Annotated in this window: 21 protein-coding genes; 16 read left to right on the top strand and 5 right to left on the bottom strand. The window is 46.8% G+C overall.

The window, feature by feature from the left end:
• The first annotated feature begins 8 nt into the window (after nucleotides 1-8).
• The 5 genes from ABXJ76_RS12175 to ABXJ76_RS12155 all read left to right on the top strand — a co-directional run bounded on the left by ABXJ76_RS12175 (nucleotide 9) and on the right by ABXJ76_RS12155 (nucleotide 4437).
• Nucleotides 9-845, top strand: a complete 837-nt coding sequence (locus tag ABXJ76_RS12175; RefSeq protein WP_432740806.1) for an SPOR domain-containing protein — start codon at nucleotides 9-11, stop codon at nucleotides 843-845.
• A gap of 28 nt (nucleotides 846-873) precedes the next feature.
• The gene (locus ABXJ76_RS12170; RefSeq protein WP_432740805.1) at nucleotides 874-1152 is read left to right on the top strand and encodes a hypothetical protein; all 279 of its coding nucleotides are present in this window, start codon (nucleotides 874-876) and stop codon (nucleotides 1150-1152) included.
• 85 nt (nucleotides 1153-1237) lie between these two features.
• The gene (locus ABXJ76_RS12165) at nucleotides 1238-1600 is read left to right on the top strand and encodes a hypothetical protein (RefSeq protein ID WP_432740803.1); all 363 of its coding nucleotides are present in this window, start codon (nucleotides 1238-1240) and stop codon (nucleotides 1598-1600) included.
• 53 nt (nucleotides 1601-1653) lie between these two features.
• The gene (purF, locus tag ABXJ76_RS12160) at nucleotides 1654-3162 is read left to right on the top strand and encodes an amidophosphoribosyltransferase (RefSeq protein WP_432740802.1); all 1509 of its coding nucleotides are present in this window, start codon (nucleotides 1654-1656) and stop codon (nucleotides 3160-3162) included.
• Nucleotides 3163-3255: 93 nt separating this feature from the next.
• Entirely contained in the window at nucleotides 3256-4437 is a 1182-nt protein-coding gene (locus tag ABXJ76_RS12155; RefSeq protein WP_432740800.1) for an O-succinylhomoserine sulfhydrylase, read from the top strand.
• Nucleotides 4438-4517: 80 nt separating this feature from the next.
• Here the strand turns inward: ABXJ76_RS12155 and grxC are convergent, their stop codons facing one another.
• Both grxC and ABXJ76_RS12145 read right to left on the bottom strand, forming a co-directional pair.
• Nucleotides 4518-4775: a glutaredoxin 3 gene (gene grxC / locus ABXJ76_RS12150; protein ID WP_432740798.1), complete on the bottom strand. Its 258-nt coding sequence runs from the start codon at nucleotides 4773-4775 to the stop codon at nucleotides 4518-4520.
• Nucleotides 4776-4812: 37 nt separating this feature from the next.
• Entirely contained in the window at nucleotides 4813-5463 is a 651-nt protein-coding gene (locus tag ABXJ76_RS12145; RefSeq protein ID WP_432740797.1) for a class II aldolase/adducin family protein, read from the bottom strand.
• A gap of 157 nt (nucleotides 5464-5620) precedes the next feature.
• Here ABXJ76_RS12145 and nrdR point away from each other — a divergent pair, with 157 nt between their 5' ends.
• The 8 genes from nrdR (at nucleotide 5621) to ABXJ76_RS12105 (ending at nucleotide 11442) form a co-directional block, all read left to right on the top strand.
• Complete coding sequence (gene nrdR, locus ABXJ76_RS12140) at nucleotides 5621-6073, top strand: transcriptional regulator NrdR (protein WP_432740796.1); 453 nt, start codon at nucleotides 5621-5623, stop codon at nucleotides 6071-6073.
• Nucleotides 6073-7158 carry a bifunctional diaminohydroxyphosphoribosylaminopyrimidine deaminase/5-amino-6-(5-phosphoribosylamino)uracil reductase RibD gene (gene ribD, locus ABXJ76_RS12135; protein WP_432740794.1) on the top strand — a complete coding sequence of 362 codons (1086 nt, stop codon included), beginning with the start codon at nucleotides 6073-6075 and terminating at the stop codon, nucleotides 7156-7158. Before nrdR ends, ribD begins: the two co-directional genes overlap by 1 nt.
• Nucleotides 7159-7219: 61 nt before the next feature.
• Nucleotides 7220-7876: a riboflavin synthase gene (locus ABXJ76_RS12130; RefSeq protein WP_432740793.1), complete on the top strand. Its 657-nt coding sequence runs from the start codon at nucleotides 7220-7222 to the stop codon at nucleotides 7874-7876.
• Nucleotides 7877-7891: 15 nt separating this feature from the next.
• A complete protein-coding gene (gene ribBA / locus ABXJ76_RS12125; RefSeq protein WP_432740791.1) occupies nucleotides 7892-8995 on the top strand; it encodes a bifunctional 3,4-dihydroxy-2-butanone-4-phosphate synthase/GTP cyclohydrolase II in 1104 nt (367 codons plus the stop codon).
• A gap of 74 nt (nucleotides 8996-9069) precedes the next feature.
• A complete protein-coding gene (ribH, locus tag ABXJ76_RS12120; protein WP_432740789.1) occupies nucleotides 9070-9546 on the top strand; it encodes a 6,7-dimethyl-8-ribityllumazine synthase in 477 nt (158 codons plus the stop codon).
• Nucleotides 9546-9980 (top strand): transcription antitermination factor NusB, encoded by a 435-nt coding sequence (nusB, locus tag ABXJ76_RS12115; protein ID WP_432740788.1) that lies wholly within the window; start codon nucleotides 9546-9548, stop codon nucleotides 9978-9980. Before ribH ends, nusB begins: the two co-directional genes overlap by 1 nt.
• 36 nt (nucleotides 9981-10016) lie before the next feature.
• Nucleotides 10017-10952: a thiamine-phosphate kinase gene (gene thiL / locus ABXJ76_RS12110; protein ID WP_432740786.1), complete on the top strand. Its 936-nt coding sequence runs from the start codon at nucleotides 10017-10019 to the stop codon at nucleotides 10950-10952.
• Nucleotides 10936-11442 (top strand): phosphatidylglycerophosphatase A family protein, encoded by a 507-nt coding sequence (locus ABXJ76_RS12105; RefSeq protein WP_432740784.1) that lies wholly within the window; start codon nucleotides 10936-10938, stop codon nucleotides 11440-11442. The genes thiL and ABXJ76_RS12105 overlap by 17 nt, the downstream gene beginning before the upstream one ends.
• Nucleotide 11443: 1 nt before the next feature.
• On the opposite strand, the gene ABXJ76_RS12100 is transcribed toward ABXJ76_RS12105, so the two are convergent.
• From ABXJ76_RS12100 to ABXJ76_RS12090, 3 genes are all read right to left on the bottom strand, one after another.
• A complete protein-coding gene (locus ABXJ76_RS12100; RefSeq protein WP_432740782.1) occupies nucleotides 11444-13717 on the bottom strand; it encodes a PAS domain S-box protein in 2274 nt (757 codons plus the stop codon).
• Nucleotides 13718-14064: 347 nt separating this feature from the next.
• The gene (locus ABXJ76_RS12095) at nucleotides 14065-14991 is read right to left on the bottom strand and encodes a histone deacetylase family protein (protein ID WP_432740780.1); all 927 of its coding nucleotides are present in this window, start codon (nucleotides 14989-14991) and stop codon (nucleotides 14065-14067) included.
• 39 nt (nucleotides 14992-15030) lie between these two features.
• Nucleotides 15031-15915 carry a winged helix-turn-helix transcriptional regulator gene (locus ABXJ76_RS12090; RefSeq protein ID WP_432740778.1) on the bottom strand — a complete coding sequence of 295 codons (885 nt, stop codon included), beginning with the start codon at nucleotides 15913-15915 and terminating at the stop codon, nucleotides 15031-15033.
• A 933-nt stretch (nucleotides 15916-16848) separates the two neighbouring features.
• On the opposite strand from ABXJ76_RS12090, the gene ABXJ76_RS12085 reads away from it, so the two are divergent.
• The 3 genes from ABXJ76_RS12085 to ABXJ76_RS12075 all read left to right on the top strand — a co-directional run bounded on the left by ABXJ76_RS12085 (nucleotide 16849) and on the right by ABXJ76_RS12075 (nucleotide 21159).
• Nucleotides 16849-17802 (top strand): PAS domain-containing protein, encoded by a 954-nt coding sequence (locus tag ABXJ76_RS12085; protein ID WP_432740774.1) that lies wholly within the window; start codon nucleotides 16849-16851, stop codon nucleotides 17800-17802.
• Nucleotides 17803-17863: 61 nt separating this feature from the next.
• Nucleotides 17864-18805, top strand: coding sequence for a malate dehydrogenase (locus ABXJ76_RS12080; protein ID WP_432740772.1), 942 nt, complete (start codon nucleotides 17864-17866; stop codon nucleotides 18803-18805).
• 773 nt (nucleotides 18806-19578) lie between these two features.
• A complete protein-coding gene (locus tag ABXJ76_RS12075; protein WP_432746514.1) occupies nucleotides 19579-21159 on the top strand; it encodes a peptide chain release factor 3 in 1581 nt (526 codons plus the stop codon).
• Nucleotides 21160-21430: the final 271 nt, after the last annotated feature.

Genomic DNA, 21430 nt, shown 5'->3' with positions numbered 1-21430 from the left:
TAGACGAAATGGATCATGAATTAAAACAACGTTTGATTGGTGCGGTCGTTGTTACGGCCCTATGTGCAATTTTTATCCCCATGTTGTTCGATGATCCTGTCGATAATAGCGGCAAATTAGTCAGTGAACTGAGTATTCCTACTCCAGGCTCAGATGGCCGGATTGTGCCGAGCAGTGCGGATCAGGTTTTAGGATTGCCGGATCCTGAGCCTTTATCTATCGAAAATGCCAGTGATACTCCTGAGAGTGTCGGTGTAGAAGAAGAACCTGAGAAACAGGATCGTTCAGGGGAGTCTTTGTATGCCGAATCCGAAGGTTATACCGAGGATGCCAATACCAAAGATCTCGTTGAGCAGCCTTTATCGGCAGACGCTACGGATGATGACGGAGAAAGCACTCAACTGGGGGATTCTCAAATAAAAACAGTGGTTAAGGTACCCGAAAAGGTTCAGAAGGTTATAGAGACGATAAAGCCAGTAACGGTTAAAAAGCCCGTGCAACCACCAGTGACGGTTAAGCAATCGACGCCTAAACCCTCTAGTGTCACGAAGGATCTTGCTGCCGTTGTAGCGGAAGCAAAAAAGCCAGTAGCTGCAGCGAAAGCGAGTTCAAAATTAGTGCGTTGGTATATTCAACTCGGTAGTTTTAGTAAAAAAGAAAACGCAGTTTCTTATTGGAAAAGCTTGAACGAACAAGGCTTACCCGCTTCGCTGGATACCGTTCAAACAGATAAGGGAATTACCTATCGACTGCGACTAGGTCCCGAACTTGACCAGAAAAAAGCGGCCGCAATGAAGGCAAGACTGGATAAAAAGAACATAAAGGCAGTTTTGATGTCTGAGTGATGGAAAGCGGCGTAGTTAGTATAAAAGCATGATCTGGGTAGATTTTTCATTTATCGAGCTGGTTTTTATTTTCTTGGCAATGGGGCTGTTGCGAGGATCTGTTAAGCAAGTTTTCTCGTTGGCATTAATGATTGCGGCACTTCCGACCTCCACGGATGGAGGAAGTGCCGACGACTGCCGGGAGCAGTCGCGGCCACCATCCATGGCGGTCGGTCGCACCGGTTCCATACCGCTTGCGACACTTCCACCATCCATGGAGGTCGCTGTTTGTATGGAATCGACTATCAGCCTCCGTCAGCCGGAATAGTTGCCTCTTTTGTGGTTTTATTTGTTATTACGTTGAGCTTTGGCGGTTTAATAGGTTTTCTTTTAAAAAAACCGGATTAATCCTTATGGAGCGTTTCGGTAAAATGGTTTTTGGCGTTGTGCATGGCATGGTCGTCGTTACTGTGGTTATTATATTGGCGGGATTGACACCATTGCCCAAGGCTTTCTGGTGGACAGAATCGGCAACCATTCTACCTTTTCAATTGCTCGCTGTTTGGTTGCGAGATCATTTTCCGTCAGGGTATGGCGGACGACTTGCATGGACAGGAAATGATCCCGTCATTTCTCTGCATTCCCCACATCCCTGTGGGTTATGCAGAAGGTACGACCCCACGGATGGGGGAGGTAGAATCGCGTCTGGAACAGCGATCGAGAGCAATGCAGGAGCAATTGCCGAGGCGACGCAGGAGCCGTTGCCGAATACATGAGTTATCAATAATTTCTTTCGCTAATTCTTACAAACAATTCAGGTTAAAAAATAATGTGTGGTATTGCTGCTATCGTTTCACATCAGGCTGTTAATCAAGAGTTATATGATGCTCTGACAGTGCTGCAACATAGGGGTCAGGATGCTGCAGGCATTGTGACTTGTGAGGCCGGACGGCTACATTTGCGCAAGGAAAACGGCTTAACCCGTGATGTTTTTACTAACGCCCAGATGTTGAGATTAAAAGGCAATATGGGTATTGCTCACGTTCGTTATCCAACGGCGGGTTGTACCAGTTCTGCAGAGGCGCAACCTTTCTATGTCAACTCGCCTTTTGGCTTGACGCTTGCGCATAACGGCAATTTGACCAATACCGAAGAGCTAAAAAAGGTTTTGTTCATCGAAGATCAACGGCACATCAATACCGATTCCGATTCTGAAGTTTTGTTGAATGTTTTTGCTCATGAACTGCAAAGTTTAGGTAAATTGCATTTAACTGTGGATGACGTTTTTCAAGCGGTATCCGGCGTTCATCGCCGCTGTCGTGGCGCCTATGCCGTTGTGGTTATGATTGCTGGGTTCGGTATTTTAGGTTTCAGGGATCCTCATGGCATTCGACCTATCGTGTTTGGCGAAAAAAAATCCGAGCAAGGTTCGGAATTCATGATTGCATCCGAAAGTGTCGCTCTGGATGTCCTGGGTTTTGAGCTGATTAGAGACGTTGAGCCCGGCGAAGCGGTATTTATCGAAGAGTCAGGCGTATTGCATACCAAACAGTGTGCTGAGAAAACGGATCATTGTCCGTGTATTTTCGAGTATGTCTATCTTGCCAGGCCGGATTCGATTATTGATCGTATATCGGTGTATAAAGCGCGTCTGCGTATGGGTGAAAAGTTAGCCAAAAAAGTGCTAAGAGACTGGCCTGATCATGACATCGATGTGATTATTCCCATTCCTGACACCAGCCGAACAGCGGCTTTGCAGATGGCTAATATTCTGGGTGTGAAGTACCGTGAAGGCTTTATAAAAAACCGGTATATTGGCCGGACGTTTATCATGCCGGGCCAGAAAATGAGGGAAAAATCGGTCAGGCAAAAGTTAAACGCCATTAGTCTCGAATTTGAAGGCAAGAATGTATTGTTGGTTGATGATTCAATCGTCAGAGGCACAACGTCCGAGCAGATTATTCAAATGGCCAGAGATGCGGGTGCTAAAAAAGTCTATTTTGCCTCGGCTGCGCCGCCGGTACGCTTCCCCAATGTTTACGGCATCGATATGCCGGCCGCTCATGAGTTGATTGCCCATAATCGTACCGAAGACGAGGTGCGAGTCGCCATAGGCGCAGATCGGGTGATTTATCAGGAACTGAACGACCTGATTGATGCGGTTCGTAAAGGTAATCCGGATATCAAGCACTTCGATACCTCCTGCTTTAGTAATGAATACGTCACCGGTGATATTGACGACGCCTATCTGGAACGTACCGAAGCGTTGCGCAATGACAACGCACAATTGACCAGAAACTCGGAAAATTTCATTATCGGCATGCAAAATGGGGATTGAGGGGCAAGGCTAAAGGCGAAGGGCGAAGATCGGCCGTATTGAAGCCTGGTTTTTTGCCTGATCTTGTTAACAAACAAATGCGTTTAATTAAGAATGAAAGATATTAACTGGAACGACTATTCACTGGAAACTCAGGCGATCAGAGCCGGGCATAAGCGAACTCATGAAGATGAGCATAGCATACCGATTTTTGCGACTTCCAGTTATGTGTTCAAGAGTGCCGAAGAGGCCGCTTTGCGTTTTACCGGGCAGAAACCCGGTAACATTTACTCCCGTTTTACCAATCCTACCGTTAATGCTTTTCAGGAAAGACTGGCACTCATGGAAAAAGGTGAGCGATGCCTGGCATTTTCATCCGGGATGGCGGCCATTATGGCGGTCGGCATGGGGTTGCTTAAAGCCGGTGATCATGTGCTGTGTTCGCGTGGCGTGTTCGGCAATACCGTGCTGATGTTCCAAAATTATTTTAGCAAATTCGGGGTTGAAACCGATTTTGTCGATCTGATCGATACCGCAGCCTGGGAAGCGGCGATTAAACCGAATACCCGGTTTCTGTTTCTGGAAACACCGTCGAATCCGTTGATTGAAATTGCCGATATAGCGGCGCTTGCCGATATCGCCCATAAACACGGTAGCTTGTTGATTGTTGACAATTGTTTTTGTACGCCGGTGTTGCAAAAACCTTTCGAACTGGGCGCGGATATTGTGATCCATTCGGCAACCAAATATATAGACGGGCAGGGCCGTTGTGTCGGCGGCGCGGTCATTGCCAGCGATGAGATCATCGAAAAGTTTATTTATCCGTATCTGCGCACCGGCGGCGCGACCATGAGTCCTTTCAATGCCTGGGTGTTTTTGTCCGGCTTAGAAACGTTGGCGGTCAGAATGAAAGCGCATTGCGATAGCGCTTTTGAACTGGCCAAATGGCTGGAGCAACAGCCCGGTATCGCCAAAGTGCATTATCCCGGTTTGGCATCGCATGCCCAGCACCAATTAGCCAAGCGGCAGCAAAGCCATTTCGGAGGCATCGTCAGTTTTGAGCTGGTCGGCGGCAAAGAACACGCCTGGAAGCTGATCGACGCAACCGAAATGCTGTCAATTACCGCGAATCTTGGCGATGTTAAAACCACCATCACCCATCCTGCAACTACCACCCATGGTCGATTGGCGCCCGAAGTCAGAGCGGCGGCCGGCATCAAGGACGGCCTGGTCAGGATTTCAGTAGGATTGGAAAGTCTTGAAGATATTAAAAATGATATTTTAAGGGGTTTGTAGTTCGGGCATGCTGTTTATGCCCGACATGTTATTGGGTAACGAAAAGCTGTTACCTAAAGCGCCTGCTTTGGGTGCCCGGTCTACGCAGCCGCCAACAAATCATCCAGTTTCTTTTGTTGTTCCAGCGCATGCAGTTCGTCAAAGCCGCCGACGTGATAATCGCCGATATAGATTTGGGGAACTGTGCGGCGGTTTGTTTTGAGCATCATTTCTTCCCTTAAACCGGGTTTGGCATCTACATTAATTTCTGTATAGGGTAGGCCTTTTTTGTCTAGCAGGCGTTTAGCCATAATGCAATAGGGGCAAATATTGGTGGTGTAGATCAGTATTTCCGGCATATTTTATTAAGAGTTGCTAATGATAGAGCTGTGTATCTTATCGGTTAATGCGCTGTTGTTCAATGCGGATAGCCAGCGATAAATGTTTGATGAGTTCCCACGCCGCTTCCTCCATGTTTCTGCCGAAAGCTATGACCCCATCTTCATGCCCGAGCAGGGTAAATAATGAGGTTTGCGCCAGCTTGCCGGATTGAAATAATTGTTCAACAGCCATCGCCATTTCAACTGTGCCGTAGGGAATGTCAACGCTAGTGTGGGGCAGTCCCAGCGCTACGGTATGTTGCCAGATTTCAGGGCTGTGTGCGTGAATAACGGCTTGAATAGCGGGGTTCTGGGCGTATACGCCGGCGTGGGACAGGGATTCGGACGAAGGTTTGCACAAACCACGGGATTGAATCCGGTTTTGGTGAGGCTCTGCTTTAACAATCAGGCAATAATGCTCCGGGCTGAGTTGTTCAATATGCCCGGTTTGGGTGCCGCTGATGATGAACTGAGCGCTGTGAGGGGCGATTCTCTGGCTGATATTGCCAAAACCGATATTCTGGTATCGCTCAGGGCTTTGTCCGATTAGCTCAAGCCGGACGGCAATGGTGCGCCAGGCGTTGATGTCGGTTAATGAGCATGGATGGCTAATCGGTTGATGGGTATGATTTAACTGATATTTTATGACGCCTTCTTGTTGTTTCATTCGGCTATTTCGGGTGCGCTGTGATCGGGTAAGTATAAGCGTGGTTACCGGATAGTCTAGAAAAATAAAATACAGATAACCGGCAGAGTGTTATAAAATTAACGGTTTTCGAGATTGAAGGCCGATTTTCCGGTAGACAAAAAACAGTGGCTTAATTATGCGATGTCCGTTTTGCGGAGCACAAGATACGCGGGTTCTTGATTCCAGATTGGCCAATGACGGTGATCAGGTTCGCCGTCGGCGTGAGTGTTATGCTTGTAAGGAACGATTTACTACGCACGAAGTGGCTGAGTTAACGCTGCCTCGCATTGTTAAGCGTGACGGGGTGCGTGAGCCTTTCGAGGAAAATAAACTACGCGCAGGCATGCTCAGAGCGCTGGAAAAAAGGCCGGTAAGCAGCGATGATATTGAAGCGGCAATCAATCGTATAAAACAGGATTTACGGGCATTGGGCGAGCGGGAAATATCGGCACAGGTATTGGGCGAGCAGGTTATGAAAGAATTGAGTTTGCTGGATCATGTGGCTTTTGTGCGTTTTGCCTCGGTTTATCGGAGTTTTCAGGACGTCAGTGAATTCACCGACATGATTGAAGACTTGCGCCAAAAATAATGTCAGCGCAGCGCGATGCTTTTTTTATGGCGCGAGCCATTCAGTTGGCTAAAAAAGGCCGTTATACGACCGATCCGAATCCCCGTGTAGGCTGTGTTTTAGTCAGGGACGGTGTGGTGATCGGGGAAGGCTGGCATGCTAAAGCGGGCTTAGGTCATGCAGAAGTTGAGGCATTAAAAAACGTGCAGGATGCAACAGGCGCAACTGCCTATGTAACGCTGGAGCCTTGCAGCCACCAGGGCAAAACGCCGCCGTGTTGCGATGCGCTGATAAGCGCCGGAATCGCTCGGGTTGTTGCGGCTATGCAGGATCCCAATCCGCAGGTGTCCGGCAGCGGACTGGAAAAGCTCAAGGCGGCTGGGATTGGGGTGGGCTGTGGCGTATTGCAGGAAGATGCGCAAGCATTGAATCGCGGGTTTATCAAACGAATGACGGAAAATCGCCCGTTTGTGCGCAGCAAGTTGGCGATGAGTCTGGATGGTCGCACCGCGATGGCGTCAGGTGAAAGCAAGTGGATTACGGGAAGCGAGGCTAGAGCCGATGTGCAGCGCCTAAGAGCGGAGAGTTCGGCAATTTTAACCGGAATCAATACCGTATTGGCGGATGATCCGTCGATGAATGCCCGTGTGGACTGGGTTGTCGAACAACCGCTTCGGGTGGTGCTGGATACTCATCTGAACATGCCGGTTACCGCCAAAATGGCAAAACTTCTGGGGCGCAGTCTGATTTTAACCTGTGCAGATGATCCCCAAAAACAACGCGCGTTGCAACAGGCTGGTTTTGAAGTTTATAAACTGGGCGGAAAAAACGGGCGTTTAGACTTGCATGCGGTGATGGATTTTTTAAGCCAACAACAAATCAATGAGCTGCTGGTTGAGTCGGGTTCGGTGCTGAATGGCGAATTACTGACTGAAGGACTGGTTGATGAATATATTATTTATATGGCTCCGTGTATTTTGGGCGACCAAGGTCGTGGCTTATTTAAGCTGCCGGGACTACAGCAGATGGCCGAGAAAAAGCAGTTAAAGCTGCGTGATGTCAGGCAGGTCGGATCGGATTTAAAATTAACTTATACACCATTGTAGGAGGCGACTTAAGTCGCCGAGGGCGAATGAATTCGCCCCTACAATTAATTACAGGGCATCCATGTTTACAGGCATAATTTTGGCAGTGGGAAAAATATCGGCAATCGAGCAGAAAGCCGGTGATTGTCGATTGACCGTGGCGACCGGAAGATTACCGCTGCAGGATGTCGCGTTGGGCGACAGTATTGCTGTCAACGGTGTATGCCTGACCGCAGTGGAGTTAGGTAAAAATCATTTTTGCGCCGATGTTTCTAATGAAACCTTGTCCAGAACCATTTTAAATACCGCAATGGTGGGTACGCCGGTTAATCTGGAGTTGGCCTTAACACCGTCAGCCCGATTGGGCGGACATATCGTCAGCGGTCATGTCGATGGTATCGGTACGATAACGGAAAAGCAGGCAGATGGACGTTCCTTTCGTTTTACCTGTAAAGCCCCCGATAACCTGGCTAAATATATTGCCGAAAAAGGCTCTATTTGTATCAACGGCATTAGCCTGACCGTCAATGAAGTCGATGGCGCGGTGTTCAGCGTTAATATTGTGCCGCATACGCTCAAAGAAACGACCTTGGGCGATGCGGTGGTCGGAACTAAAGTCAACTTGGAAGTGGATTTGCTGGCTCGCTATATAGAGCGGTTAATCAAGGGTGATGCGGCGGCTAAAAGTTGTAGCGGTATCACAGAAGAATTATTGCAAAAAAGCGGTTTTTTTGGCTAACAGCCCAAAGGCAAAATGAATACAATCGAAGAAATCATAGCAGACTTACGCTTAGGCAAAATGGTCATCATCATGGATGACGAAGATCGCGAGAATGAAGGCGATCTGCTGATGGCGGCTACTTTTACGCGTCCTGAAGATGTTAATTTTATGGCACGTTACGGTCGCGGCCTGATTTGCTTGACCTTGACCAGCGAGCGTTGTCAACAGTTGCATTTACCGTTGATGGTCAATGACAATCAAACGGCTCATTCAACCAATTTTACCGTGTCTATCGAGGCGGCAACCGGCGTAACTACAGGCATTTCTGCGGCCGACCGGGCGCGTACCATTCAATGTGCCGTCATGGCCGATGCCAAGGCCGATGATCTGGTGCAGCCGGGGCATGTATTCCCGTTAATGGCGCAATCCGGCGGTGTGTTAAACCGGGCCGGGCATACCGAAGCGGGTTGTGATTTGGCTTGGTTGGCAGGCTTGGAACCGGCGGCAGTGATCGTCGAGATACTCAATGAAGATGGTACGATGGCAAGACGGCCTGATTTGGAAGTATTTGCCAAGCAGCACGATCTTAAAATCGGCACTATTGCCGATTTAATCCATTACCGCATCCAACACGAAAATACCCTGGAGCGCATCAGCGAGTGCGCTTATCCGACCGAATTCGGCGATTTCAGGCTATATGCTTATCAGGACAGAAACGACAATAACCTGCATCTGGCGCTGGTGATGGGGCAGGTTGCCGGCAACGAACCCGTTTTGGTTAGGGTTCATGCGCGGAATGTGTTGGACGATGTATTTGCCTCCAAGCGTAGCGATTGTAGCGTTCCGTTGCGTACAGCCATGCAAAAAATAGCCGAGGAAGGGCGCGGAGTGTTGGTGCTTATCAGGCAGCAAGAAGACAATAAGTCGCTGGCGGAATTGATACACCATTATCAGCTGGAAGATAACGGTATTGTGAATCCAGTTCAACCTGCCGGCGCTGAAGATTGGCGTAACATCGGCACGGGTGCCAGAATACTGGCCGACCTGGGCGTACATAAGCTTAAGGTTTTAGGCCCCCAGAAAAAGTATGTCGCGTTGTCCGGGTTTGATTTGGAAGTCGCCGAGTATATGGGTTGAAAAAGTAATAAGCCCTTAATTAGGGGGTTATGCCATCCACAATAGTAGAAAACATCACACAGTAGAGAAATATCATGTCAACACTAAAAACCTTTGAAGGGAATTTACTCGTTCAGGGCGGGAAATTCTGCATAGTAGCCTCCCGGTTTAACAGCTTCATCGTTGAGCAATTGGAAGCCGGTGCGATTGATGCATTGGTGCGTCACGGCGCCAATAAAGCCGATATTCATTTGGTTAAGGCACCCGGTGCGTTTGAGTTGCCGATGGTGGTGCAACGCGTGGCAGCGGCTAAAAAATACGATGCGATTATCGCCTTAGGCGCAGTGATCCGAGGCGGCACACCGCATTTTGAATATGTCGCCGGTGAATGCGTTAAAGGCTTGGCGCAGGTTTCTTTGCAATATAGTATCCCCGTCAGTTTTGGCGTATTAACCGTTGACAGTATTGAGCAGGCGATAGAGCGTGCAGGCACCAAAGCCGGTAATAAAGGCGCGGAAGCGGCAATGTCAGCCATTGAAATGGTCAATTTATTTAATAACCTGGAAATATAATGAGTCAAGCTCGAACCAATGCCCGAAAGGCTGCTGTACAGGCATTGTATCAATGGCAAATGGCCGGTCAGAATCTTAGTGAGATTGAACGGCAGTTTCTGGAAGAAGAGCGCTTGAAAGACGCTCAGAAAAGTTATTTCATCGAGTTATTTTATGGCGTGCCTAAAAATCTGATTGTTATTGATCAGGTATTATCTGAGTTTGTGGACCGTCCTGTTGATATGATTGATCCTGTCGAAAGGGCAATTTTAAGAATCGGGGTATACGAATTGTTGCATCGACTGGATATGCCGTACCGGGTTGTGTTGAATGAAGGTATTAATTTAGCCAAGTTTTTTGGTGCCGATGGCAGTCACAAGTATGTTAATGGCATATTGGACAAGGTGGCTCAGCAAAAAAGGGCTGTGGAGATTAAGGCGAAAGGCGCACGGTGAAATACACTTTTAGCCTTTAGCCTTTAGCCTTTAAAAATGCCACTTTCCGAATTTGCCTTAATCCAGCGTTTCTTTACTAAGCAGCGGGTCATAAATCCATCAACGCTGCTGGGCATAGGCGATGACTGCGCGTTGCTGTCCATTCCGGATGGTTATGAGCTAGCAGTAACCACCGATACCATGGTCGAAAATGTGCATTTTTTTGCAGGAACCGATCCTGACTTGCTGGGCCATAAGCTGTTGGCCGTTAATTTGAGTGATCTTGCCGCCATGGGGGCAAAGCCTGTTTCGGTGACGCTGGCATTAACCCTGCCTAGGGTTGATGAAAACTGGTTGACGGCTTTTGCCCAAGGTTTTTTAAAATTAGCCGAGCGCTATTCGGTGGATTTGATCGGCGGCGATACCACCTCCGGCCCGTTGACCTTGACCGTTCAGGCCATGGGTTTAGTGCCGAAGAACCAAGCGCTTAGGCGTTCATCGGCCCATCCCGGCGATTTTATTTATATGACCGGCTTATTGGGCGATGCCGGCCTGGGATTAAAAATAAAGCAAGGCTATGACTGCGCCGATTCCGAAGCCGCGTTAATGCGCTTTAACCGACCGGAGCCGCAAGTCGAAGCAGGGCAGGCCTTAATCGGCATTGCTAACGCTTGCATCGATTTATCGGACGGCTTGGCGGGCGATTTGGCTCATATACTGGAGCAAAGCCAAGTGGGTGCCTGTCTTGATTGGGACGCGTTGCCGTTGTCTAATGCTGTGCTGTCCTATATAACCGATACCGGCGACTGGTCTATGCCGCTGACTGCCGGTGACGACTACGAGCTGTGTTTTACCGTAAGTCCCGGACAGGCAGATAAGTTGACTATAGCTGCCACCAAAATCGGCATCATTGAATCTCAACCGGGTTTGCGGCTGAGTAGAACGGGTCATATCCAACCATTAGAGGTAAAAGGCTTTGAGCATTTTTCTTAATACCCAGATGGGTAAAAATAAATTGACACCTAAGCAGATACTGTCCGATCCTATCCTGTTTTTGGCTTTCGGTTTCGGTTCCGGCCTGGCAAAAAAAGCCCCAGGCACCATGGGTACCTTGGCGGCGATTCCGGTGTACTGGCTATTTGCGCAATCCAATTTATTTATTTACAGCCTGTTGACATTAATCGTGACCATTATCGGTATCCCGATTTGTGAAATAGCCGCAAAAAAGCTGGACGAACATGATTTTGGCGGCATCGTCTGGGATGAAATTGCCGGTTATCTGATAACCTTATGGTTCGTGCCTTTTAGCTGGCAAGCGGTGATACTGGGCTTTATCTTGTTCAGATTCTTCGACATACTTAAGCCGTGGCCGATTAAGTGGATTGACAGACAGATACACGGCGGTCTGGGTATCATGCTGGATGATGTGCTGGCGGGGATATTTGCAGGTGCTTTGTTGCTATGGGCTTCAGCCTATTTCTAGCTTAATTTCGCTTAAAAATCATTAAAGTAATATCATCATTAAAGGATTCGCTACGGCAAAATTGTTTGAGTTGTTCCAGCAGCACTTCAATGATGACTTGTGGGGATTGCTGCGCATATTGAACAAGAATATCACTGACGCGTTGTAAACCGAAAAAATCGCCATTGGCGTTTTCCGCTTCGGTTAAACCGTCGGTATACAGCAGGATTATGTCGCCTTGGGATAGTGCGGTAGTTTTTTCTTCAAACATCACATTTTTGTGTACCCCCAATATTAATCCCTCCGCATCGAGTTGTTGGCATTCGGATTGAAACCGGCTATGTAACAAGGGGGGCGGGTGACCGGCATTGGCAAAGCTCAATTGCTGGTTGGTGATGTTATATTGCAAATAGAACAAAGTGATAAAGTAGTCGGATTTATCCAAATCCTCAAAAAGGAAATTATTGAGTATGGTCAGCGTTTCTGCGGGCGTACCCGAGCCGTTTGCCTGGCTTCGAATGGCGCTGCGGGTTTCCACCATAAACAGGGCAGGGCCGATTGAATGTCCCGAAACATCGGCAATAATCATGTCCAGACAGTTTTCATTACGGTAAAAATAATCAAAATAGTCGCCGCCAACCTGGTCGGCCGGCAGACAGTAACCGGTGACTTCAAAATGACTGGATTTAATCGGTGCCGAGGGCGAAAGAGATGCCTGAATGCGTTCGGCAATCTTGATTTCGCTTTGAGCAATAGCCAGATTGATTTGTGCCTGGCGAATTGCCGCTTCCGTCGCTTTTCGCGTTGTAATATCTACGATGGTGCTCAGTATCAGTGTTTCTTCATGGCTATCGATCAGGCTGAGGCCTATTTCAACGGGAAATTCAGTTCCGTCTTTGCGTAAGCCGTAGAGTTCTTGGCCCACTCCCATAGTTCTGGACACAGGGGCCGCGAGGTACGCCTGACGAAAACCCCTATGTGCGCTACGAAAGCGCTCCGGCACTAATATTTCAATCGGTTGTCCAATGAGTTCAGTGCGTAAGTAACCGAAAGACGCTTCTGTTTGCGCATTGACCATCGCAATCGTTCCTGATTCGTTTACCATAATAATCGCGTTGGGCGATGATTCCACCGCTTGTCGAAATCGATGCTCCAAGCGCTTACGCTTGGTAATATCGTGGATAAAACCGCTGAATATATAGGCATTGCCAAGTTTTAACGGGGAAAAGCTAAGTTCAACAGGAAATTCAGTGCCGTCGCGACGAATGGCGGTCTGCTCAAGCAATTGATTGAAAAGCGGACCTTGTCCTGTGCGCAGAAAGTGTTGCAATCCTTGTCGGTGCGCGTTGCGCAATTGTGGCGGTATGATTAACTCTTCAAGACGCTGGCCGATGGCTTCTTCCTTTGTCCAGCCGAATATTTTTTCTGCCGGGTGATTCCAATCGGTAACGATACCGTATGAATCCATAATCACGATGGCGCTCAAGGAGCTCTCAATAATCATTCGGGTACGTTTTTCGCTTTCGATAAGCGCATTTTGAAAATGCATTCTGGCGGTAATATCTCGGTCGACGCCCCGCCATTTAAGCAGTTTTCCGGCTGCATCGATTATCGGCAACCCGGTTGATTCGGTCAGTATTGACCGGCCGTCTTTATGCTGATAGTGAGCTAACAACGCATAAAAAGGTCGATGGCTGGCTGCGTATTGTTGCTGCTCAGCTTTATCCCGGGGCGTTAAAAACTCGGTATAGTGTTTGCCTAGCACTTCATCCGGACTATAGCCCAGTATTTGACTCACTGCGGCGCTGCTATAGCTATAGTAACCATCGGGATCCTGTTCCCATAACCATTCGCCGGCCATTTCCGCCATCTGTCGAAAACGTTCCTCGCTTTCGGTAAGCGCCGATTCGGCACTGAAGTCTTCGGCAGACTTGTCCTGAACCAACAAAACAATCTCGGTTTTGTTGGGTATTCGACTGGATAAGGCAAACAGCGAGATGAATACCCGGATTTTGTTATGTTCCTTGGTAACAATTTCGCCGACAAAGCCTGTCCTGAGCGAAGTTGAAGGGGCTGTTTTGAGCGGAACCACGCCAATTACATGGGTAAGGGCAGTCTGCCAGATTGCCTTGTCGTTTCCGGAAGCGTAGATAAGGTCAACAGGCTTACCGATGAGTTCTTCTTCGCCATAGCCTAAGAAAATAGCGGCAGAGGGGCTAAGCTGAGTAATACGCAATACGGTATCTTCTGAACGAATCAGCTCAAGGACAATGATATGGGGTGTGAGCTGATGCATGCTGTTCAGCTTGTAGGATGTGCCGACGAAGAACGCATATCGTTTACGATGGATATGGCATGCCTAAGGCAAATTTTATGACGTTCAGTACATTCTATGAATTCATGTGGGGTTGCGGTATCTAGTTCTGCAAGTATAAATAAGTTCATCATCCGCTCACCTGAAGCCCACTAGGAAATAAATGCGGAATACTTACACGGGATAAGTTCAGCGTTATATCGATGATAAAAAACTCAATACCATTTAGCAATCTATATTTAGTGCGGCGGTGATACGGTACGGGCTATTCTTCCGGTTTATGATGGTGCTTTGATGCAGGTGGATGTTGAGGGTAGAGCGAACTAGTTCTAGCCGGTCATAAGGGTCTTAACATGAATGGCAACACTGGCAGCCAAGGCTTTGAGATGATAACCGCCTTCTAATGCTGAAATAATTCGGCCTTTACAGCAGCTGTCAGCGATAGTCATTAATTCTTCAGTAATCCATTTAAAATCATCTTCAACCAGCATGATGGAAGCTAAGGGATCATCTTTATGTGCATCAAAGCCGGCTGAAATCAGCAATAAATCAGGCTTGAAGTTTTTTAGCGCCGGCAAAATAATACGGCTGTATTTTTGCCTGAACTCAACGCCTGAGTCACCCGCAGTCAGCGGCACATTGATTATATTGCCGACACCGGTTTCTGCCGGATGACCGGTGCCGGGATAATGCGGCATTTCATGACTGGATGCATAGAGTACCTTGGGCTGATGGTAAAAAGCCGCCTGGGTACCGTTGCCGTGATGGACATCAAAGTCAACAATTGCGATGCGTCCGAGTTGATAATGGTGAAGCGCATAACTCGCCGCAATCGCTATATTGTTAAATAGGCAAAAGCCCATGGCTTGCTCGGGTTCTGCATGATGTCCAGGTGGGCGTATCGCACAAAAGGCATTGTCGGCTTTGCCGGTCAGGACTTTATCGACGGCATCGCAAACCGCGCCAACCGCACGAAAAGCGGCTAGTCTCGATCCGGGCGACAGCACCGTGTCCTGGTCCAAATAGTGCTCACCTTGTACGGGTATGGCTTTTAGAATGGTATCGATATGAAATTGGGAGTGGATTAGCCTGATTTGCCGCTCTGTGCCGAGTGGCGGCGATTGCCGGGTTAAACCTGAGAATTCCGGTGTCGCCAATGCTTGTTCTATGCTCCTGAGTCGGTCGGCGCATTCAGGATGTCCAGTTCCTGTTTGATGAAAAAGAAAATCAGGATGACTGTAATAAAGTGTCTTCACAAGGTCTCGCTTTAAAATCTGCTATTAAAAAAACGGATATTATCCATAAATTGTAATTGCTTTAAGAGATGCATGACTATCTTCATTTTCTAAAATACCCGGCGGATTCACTTTAGCAGACGCTGGTACATTCAGTTTGTAGCCAAAACCTTTCACCGTTAAAATCCATTGCGGATTGTTCGGGTCGTGTTCAATCTTTTTTCTTAATAAGTGCATGTATTGATAAAGATCTGACTTGGTTACCCGGTTATTTTCAGGCCAGATATGATTGATGATTTCATCAGTCATAAATACGCGATCAACATCTTTTGCCAATAATTCAAAAAGATCAAATTCTTTACGGGTTAAATTCAGCGATTTACCGTTAAAAAATACACATTTAGATCGTTGATCAATCTGAAAAGGTTCGACGATGAGATAATCGGTATGCCCATTTTTGGGTGTGTTATTAGACAACTGGTTATTGCCGGTAACCTCAAGCATTAACAGCCTTCGATCATGAGTCACCCGTCTCGAACGACTCCTTTTTTCTTGAATAAAGTGATGATGTTGCTTGAATTTATTGAGTAGATAGTTATCCAATTGATTAACATCAAGAGGGGAATCTAAAACGGTGTCAACCCAGCAAGCGATACCCTCTTCTAAACGGGAATCGTTATTAATGTCACGTAAGTAGCATACGGGGATTTGATGGTTAAGGCTGATTTCACGAATCAACTTAACGATAATTTTTTGGGTCTGACTTTGTACCGGATCGACAGCAAGAATAATGATATTCGGCTGCATCTGAGCTATTGCATTAAGTGATTCCATATCGGCAGCGGTTTCAACAATTTTATAGCGATGTGCATGACAGTATCCTTTTAATAAGCCCAGAAGATAAGGGTCATCACTAATCAGTGCAATCCGGAAATCTGTATTCATAGGAGTCCTTGAAAAACCTTAAAGTAAACAGACACAGGGTCTGAGGGGACAACAAAAATAATTTACTGGCAACTAATAAAATAAAAGTAACTACTCAGCAGAGACTGGCTTTAATAATAGAGCACCGGTAACGCTGATTAAATAGGCTGAAATGGGTTTTTTATCAAAAATTACTCCTGACGCCGGACGAGGTATTCACGCCGTCCAAAACGTTTGATAATTCGCAAGTTCAGATCGTTTGCGACGAACATATTAGTCGATAAACATACCGAACGGAGTTGAAAAAATCTCGTTCTGCTTAGTGAATAACGATCTACAGTTGAGTACTTTTTGAATATTTTCGTATTTTTTATGTTGCCTAGAGGCAGCTGTTTTTAGTTTTCGTGGAGCAATTGATTTTTATAGGTTTATCAGTCAAATCCGTGATTTATTTTTGTAACTGCTGAGTAGTTAGACATTAAATAGCGTTAGCGATTAAAAAAATCACAATAAATTAGCGAGTTATATTAAACATTATCACATTCATAGCGTAATACGAATTAGTAGTACTGCGTATTCTAAGAATATACTTATTCCAGACACGGCAGTTGTTCTCGTTAATGATGGGATAGGTCAACAGACCGGTTGTTTTTCCTCCTTATTGCTTTCTTAAAAATTATGCGATCGTATAGCCGGTGCTTTGTTGATAGATAAGTATTACCACGTATTTTATTTATGTTTTTGCTTTGTTAAGGTAATCAACATTAATTTAATCTTAAAAAATGCTTAAATCTTAAATTGATGAGTGGTTCGTTTACGGTGCTAACCTTTTTTCAACTTATTGCAAAATAGATAACTGATGATACGGTTTTTATTAAAAATCAGATGTCTTTGAAGGTAGATTGCCAAGAAATGTTTTACCCGGGGTATTCCATAAACTTGTAAAGGTGCCGTATGATAAATGAAGTAATTAAACAAAACTCGTTACCAGTAGAGCGTTACCATCCTCTAATAACCGAAGCAGATGACCTCCCTATCGTAGAATGGCTACATAAACTACGGTTACATCAAATCGAACTGGATAAGAAAAACAATGAGCTGAGGTATGCTCATGTCGTTCAGGACGAACCCCGTGACTGTTATGTGGGACTCTATGATTTTGCTCCGGTCGGTTATCTTACGCTCACGCGTGAGGGTAAGATTGCAGAAATCAACCCTACTGCTGCCAGATTGCTTGGAGTGGATCGCAGAAAACTGCTACCCGATCATTTTTCTGCCTTTGTGACGCCTAAAGACATTGAATGTTGCCAACTTTTTTTCTCAGGCATAAAGAAGCATAATCAAAAAAACAATACCGAGATGACGCTAAAACGCAGTGATGGTGCGGTATTCCCTGTTCAGATGGAATGTCTGTCTGTACCATCTGCCGGCAAAGGTTCGATGTTGCGAATTACACTTACCGAAAGCAAACAGGCAAAGAGGGTTTTGCATGAGGATCAGACGCACACGCTGGATATAGAGCAGGCTAGTGCCGAGATGGGTTCATGGGATTGGGATATTACAACCGGACGCGTCATTTTTAATGAACGCTGGGCTAAGATACGCGGTTACCGGTTAGGCGATATAGAATCTCACATTGATACCTGGGAAAACAGTATCTATCCTAATGATTTCCCGGCTTATGATGCTGCTTTAACGGCGCATTTAGAAAATAGCACGCCGTTTTTTCAAGCTGAATATCGCGTCCGCACCCGGTCGGGATCCTTAATTTGGCTATTGAATCGCGGCACGGTAATTCAGCGCGATGCTGAAGGCAATCCCCTGCATATGGCCGGTATCGAGGTGGACATCACCGAACGCAGGAATAGCGATAAAATTAAGACTCTGAAAATAAAAAAGTTGCACTAAATCAGGCTCTTGCAGTGAGTGGCGGCATTGTCACGTAACTATTCAGCATGAAACATTATTTATGAAAATTGCGATCATCGGAACTGGCCGCGTCGGCTCCACGCTCGCTTATGCGCTGGTGTTAAAACAGATTTGCGACCATCTGGTGATTGCCGGTCGCACCTATGAAAAAGCCAGAGGCGATGCTCTGGATCTGCAACATACGCTGGCTTTTTGCTTACGGCCCATGCACATAGAGGGTTGTACTAATGAGCAGGTAAAGGATGCCGATATTGTGGTCATTACGGCATCGGTTGCAATGGAGGGTCAGGTTTTAACCTCGCGTCTCCAATTGGGCGAAAAAAACACCTTATTATTCAAGGAATTGATTCCGGTATTGGCTGCCAATAATCCCGATGCCCTATTCGTTATCGTGACTAACCCGGTTGACGTGATGACTTATGCCGCGTGTAAATTATCCGGTTTTGCGGCCAATCGGGTGCTGGGGGTCGGAACGCTGGTGGACTCCGCCCGTTTTCGTGCCTTGTTGTCACAGGAAGAGCATATTCACCCTGATGATCTTCGTGCTTATATTTTGGGTGAGCACGGCTCCAATCAAGTGCCTATAATGAGTAGTGCAGAAGCGGGAGGCGAGCCCATTGGTGACACTCCCATTCATCGACAGTTATTTACGCAGGTTACCGAAGCCGGTTTTGAGGTTTATCGACTCAAGGGTTATACCAATCACGCCATTGCCACGGCGACATGTATGGTTATTGAAGCCATCGTTTTCGACGAATACCGCACCATGCCTCTCGCAACCTGGTTTGACAACTGGATGGGCATTCGAGATAACTGCTTTAGTATTCCTGTGGTAGTTGGACGTAGCGGCATTATCCGCCATTTGCATCCCGAGTTGAACGACAGCGAACAACAAGCCCTCCGAACTGCGGCGGCCGCTATCAAGCATGCTGTTGTTTCATTGATACCTGACTTAGTGGACAGCAGTCACATCGATATTTGATTGATTGCATCGTTTATTGCAAGTGGCTCGATAGGCTTGATTCCAAATTCATGCTTGATGAAATAATGCCTGTAATCATCATTCTCATACCGTAAATTTAACGGCAACTTCCCAACTGTCTGTTTATTTGTCTATCTGTACCACTCGGCCGTTACCGCGCAGCATTACATGAGGTTCAATGGCCTGTCCCGTAGAGCAAACCCCGCAGTACTCAAGTTGCGTGTTTCGTCCGTATCTCAATATAGTAGGGGCGACCGGTTGGTCGCCCATTGCACAAAGACATGAGTTATTTAATTCTCATACGATAGTGTTAACCGGATTTTGCACCGGGAATCCTATGCAGGATGAGACTTATACAATGTAGTCAAGCTTACCTTGAATTGGAACGGCGGCACATTACACCGATGTGCATGGTCGACACCCGTTCAGTAGCTTTCGTGTGTATAACAAGGTCGGAGGCAAAGCCAAAAATGATTATTCCAGGGACACGGAATACGGTTGGTTTTCTAATAGATACGGCCTCATTCTGTATTGAAGGAGGCTTAGGCTTACTTATTTTGTATGAATTAGGTAAAATTACTTAATTGAGGCTACTTCGGTATTTTTTAAAAAACCTAGCTTGCTGTTTATTTAAAGGAGGGATTTAGGTTTGCCGGTAATGCTTACATTCTTGGCAAGGGAAGTCATCAATCATCCATTCGTCCCCCATTAACCAATGGGCGCTCTTTTTGTTGTGTACCGTGTGTGTACCTATTTTTTGCATAAACATGTCGATTACTGAAATAAGTTCCGAAACCAAACGTCGTAGAACCTTTGCCATTATCTCCCATCCTGACGCGGGAAAAACCACCATCACCGAAAAACTGCTGCTGTTCGGCGGCGCGATTCAGCTGGCAGGCTCGGTAAAAGGCCGTAAAGCGGCACGTCATGCGACCTCTGACTGGATGGAAATGGAAAAGGAGCGGGGCATTTCGGTGACCACCTCGGTGATGCAGTTCGAACATAAAGACTGCATTATTAATCTGCTCGATACACCGGGTCATGAAGATTTTTCTGAAGATACCTACCGCACCTTGACGGCGGTCGATTCGGCACTGATGGTGATAGACGTCGCTAAAGGCGTCGAACAAAGAACCATCAACCTGATGGAAGTCTGTCGTCTGCGTACTACGCCGATCCTGACCTTTATTAACAAACTGGACAGGGAAGGGCGGGAACCGATTGAATTGATGGACGAGGTTGAGGATGTGCTGAATATCAAATGCGCACCGATGACCTGGCCTATCGGCATGGGTAAACGTTTTAAAGGGGTTTATCATTTATATAAAGATGAAATTCACCTGTTCAGCGCCCAACATGGCGGCAAGATTGCACAGGCTGAAATCATCAAAGGCTTGCATAACCCAAAGCTGGACGAGTTGCTGGACGATCAGGCCGAAGAACTCAGGGATGAAATCGATTTGGTCAAAGGCGCCAGTCATGAATTCAATCTTGAAGACTATCTGGCGGGCAACTTGACACCGGTTTTTTTCGGTTCGGCCATCAACAACTTCGGGATTATTGAGTTACTCGATGCATTCGCCGAATATGCGCCGTCACCCCGACCCAGACAGGCAGAACAGCGCGAGGTTTTGCCGGAAGAACCGGCATTTAGCGGCTTTGTTTTTAAAGTCCAAGCAAATATGGATCCGTCGCATCGGGATCGGATTGCCTTTTTAAGAATCTGTTCCGGAAAATTCGACAAAGGCATGAAGATTCATCATGTGCGTATCGGTAAAAGTATTCAGGTTGCCAATGCGATCACCTTTCAGGCCGACAGCCGGAAAAGCGTTGAAGAAGCCTATCCCGGCGACATTATCGGTCTGCATAATCACGGCACTATTCAGGTCGGCGATACCTTTACCCAGGGCGAAACGATTAAATACGGAGGCATTCCTTATTTCGCGCCGGAATTATTCCGCCGCGTGGTGTTAAAAGACCCGTTAAGAGCCAAAGCCCTGCAAAAAGGACTGGTGCAGTTGACCGAAGAAGGCGCGACCCAGCTATTCAAGCCGTTAAAAAATAACGACCTTATTTTGGGTGCGGTCGGTATTTTACAGTTTGATGTCACCGCGTTCAGGCTTAAAAGCGAATACAATGTCGAATGTGTTTATGACGCGATACCCATCTCCGCAGTACGCTGGGTAAGTTCCGATAAACCGGCCAAGTTGGAGGAATTCAGGAACAAAGCCTTTGATAACTTGGCTGAAGACGGCGGCGGTTATTTGGTTTATGTCGCCAACAGCCGGGTTAACCTGCAACTGACCGAAGAACGCTGGCCGGATATTAAATTCAGCGCAACGCGGGAATTGTAGTGCGGGCATTTTCTGGGTATTACGTTTAATAAATTCAAAGCTAGCTTTGAACTCCGACTGCTGTATTTTCTGGAGTCCTAAGCTGGCTTTGGACGCATAGCTATTTACACAAGTCACCATAGCTGGGCGGAGCATCGCCCATTTCCACGCGGGAGAGACTGTGAAAGTATTATCCAGATCGAGCTGAAAAAATTATTTACCACAGAGAACACGAAGGACACGGAGAAAACAACAGTATTAATTCAAGGTATTAAAAACTTCGTGCTCTCGG

It is taken from the genome of Methylobacter arcticus (genome assembly GCF_050917435.1).
Classification (GTDB): Bacteria; Pseudomonadota; Gammaproteobacteria; order Methylococcales; family Methylomonadaceae; genus Methylobacter_A; species Methylobacter_A titanis.
Note: the sequence above shows the minus strand (reverse complement) of the source record. Positions and strands in the feature narration are given on the sequence as shown.

Coding starts and splice junctions, on each gene's coding strand:
- ABXJ76_RS12085 (WP_432740774.1), top strand. CDS start 16,849: ATGATAAATGAAGTAATTAAACAAAACTCGTTACCAGTAGAGCGTTAC.
- purF (WP_432740802.1), top strand. CDS start 1,654: ATGTGTGGTATTGCTGCTATCGTTTCACATCAGGCTGTTAATCAAGAG.
- ribH (WP_432740789.1), top strand. CDS start 9,070: ATGTCAACACTAAAAACCTTTGAAGGGAATTTACTCGTTCAGGGCGGG.
- grxC (WP_432740798.1), bottom strand. CDS start 4,775: ATGCCGGAAATACTGATCTACACCACCAATATTTGCCCCTATTGCATT.
- nrdR (WP_432740796.1), top strand. CDS start 5,621: ATGCGATGTCCGTTTTGCGGAGCACAAGATACGCGGGTTCTTGATTCC.
- ABXJ76_RS12155 (WP_432740800.1), top strand. CDS start 3,256: ATGAAAGATATTAACTGGAACGACTATTCACTGGAAACTCAGGCGATC.
- nusB (WP_432740788.1), top strand. CDS start 9,546: ATGAGTCAAGCTCGAACCAATGCCCGAAAGGCTGCTGTACAGGCATTG.
- ABXJ76_RS12090 (WP_432740778.1), bottom strand. CDS start 15,915: ATGAATACAGATTTCCGGATTGCACTGATTAGTGATGACCCTTATCTT.
- ribBA (WP_432740791.1), top strand. CDS start 7,892: ATGAATACAATCGAAGAAATCATAGCAGACTTACGCTTAGGCAAAATG.
- ribD (WP_432740794.1), top strand. CDS start 6,073: ATGTCAGCGCAGCGCGATGCTTTTTTTATGGCGCGAGCCATTCAGTTG.
- ABXJ76_RS12175 (WP_432740806.1), top strand. CDS start 9: ATGGATCATGAATTAAAACAACGTTTGATTGGTGCGGTCGTTGTTACG.
- ABXJ76_RS12165 (WP_432740803.1), top strand. CDS start 1,238: ATGGAGCGTTTCGGTAAAATGGTTTTTGGCGTTGTGCATGGCATGGTC.
- ABXJ76_RS12170 (WP_432740805.1), top strand. CDS start 874: ATGATCTGGGTAGATTTTTCATTTATCGAGCTGGTTTTTATTTTCTTG.
- ABXJ76_RS12145 (WP_432740797.1), bottom strand. CDS start 5,463: ATGAAACAACAAGAAGGCGTCATAAAATATCAGTTAAATCATACCCAT.
- ABXJ76_RS12080 (WP_432740772.1), top strand. CDS start 17,864: ATGAAAATTGCGATCATCGGAACTGGCCGCGTCGGCTCCACGCTCGCT.
- thiL (WP_432740786.1), top strand. CDS start 10,017: ATGCCACTTTCCGAATTTGCCTTAATCCAGCGTTTCTTTACTAAGCAG.
- ABXJ76_RS12100 (WP_432740782.1), bottom strand. CDS start 13,717: ATGCATCAGCTCACACCCCATATCATTGTCCTTGAGCTGATTCGTTCA.
- ABXJ76_RS12130 (WP_432740793.1), top strand. CDS start 7,220: ATGTTTACAGGCATAATTTTGGCAGTGGGAAAAATATCGGCAATCGAG.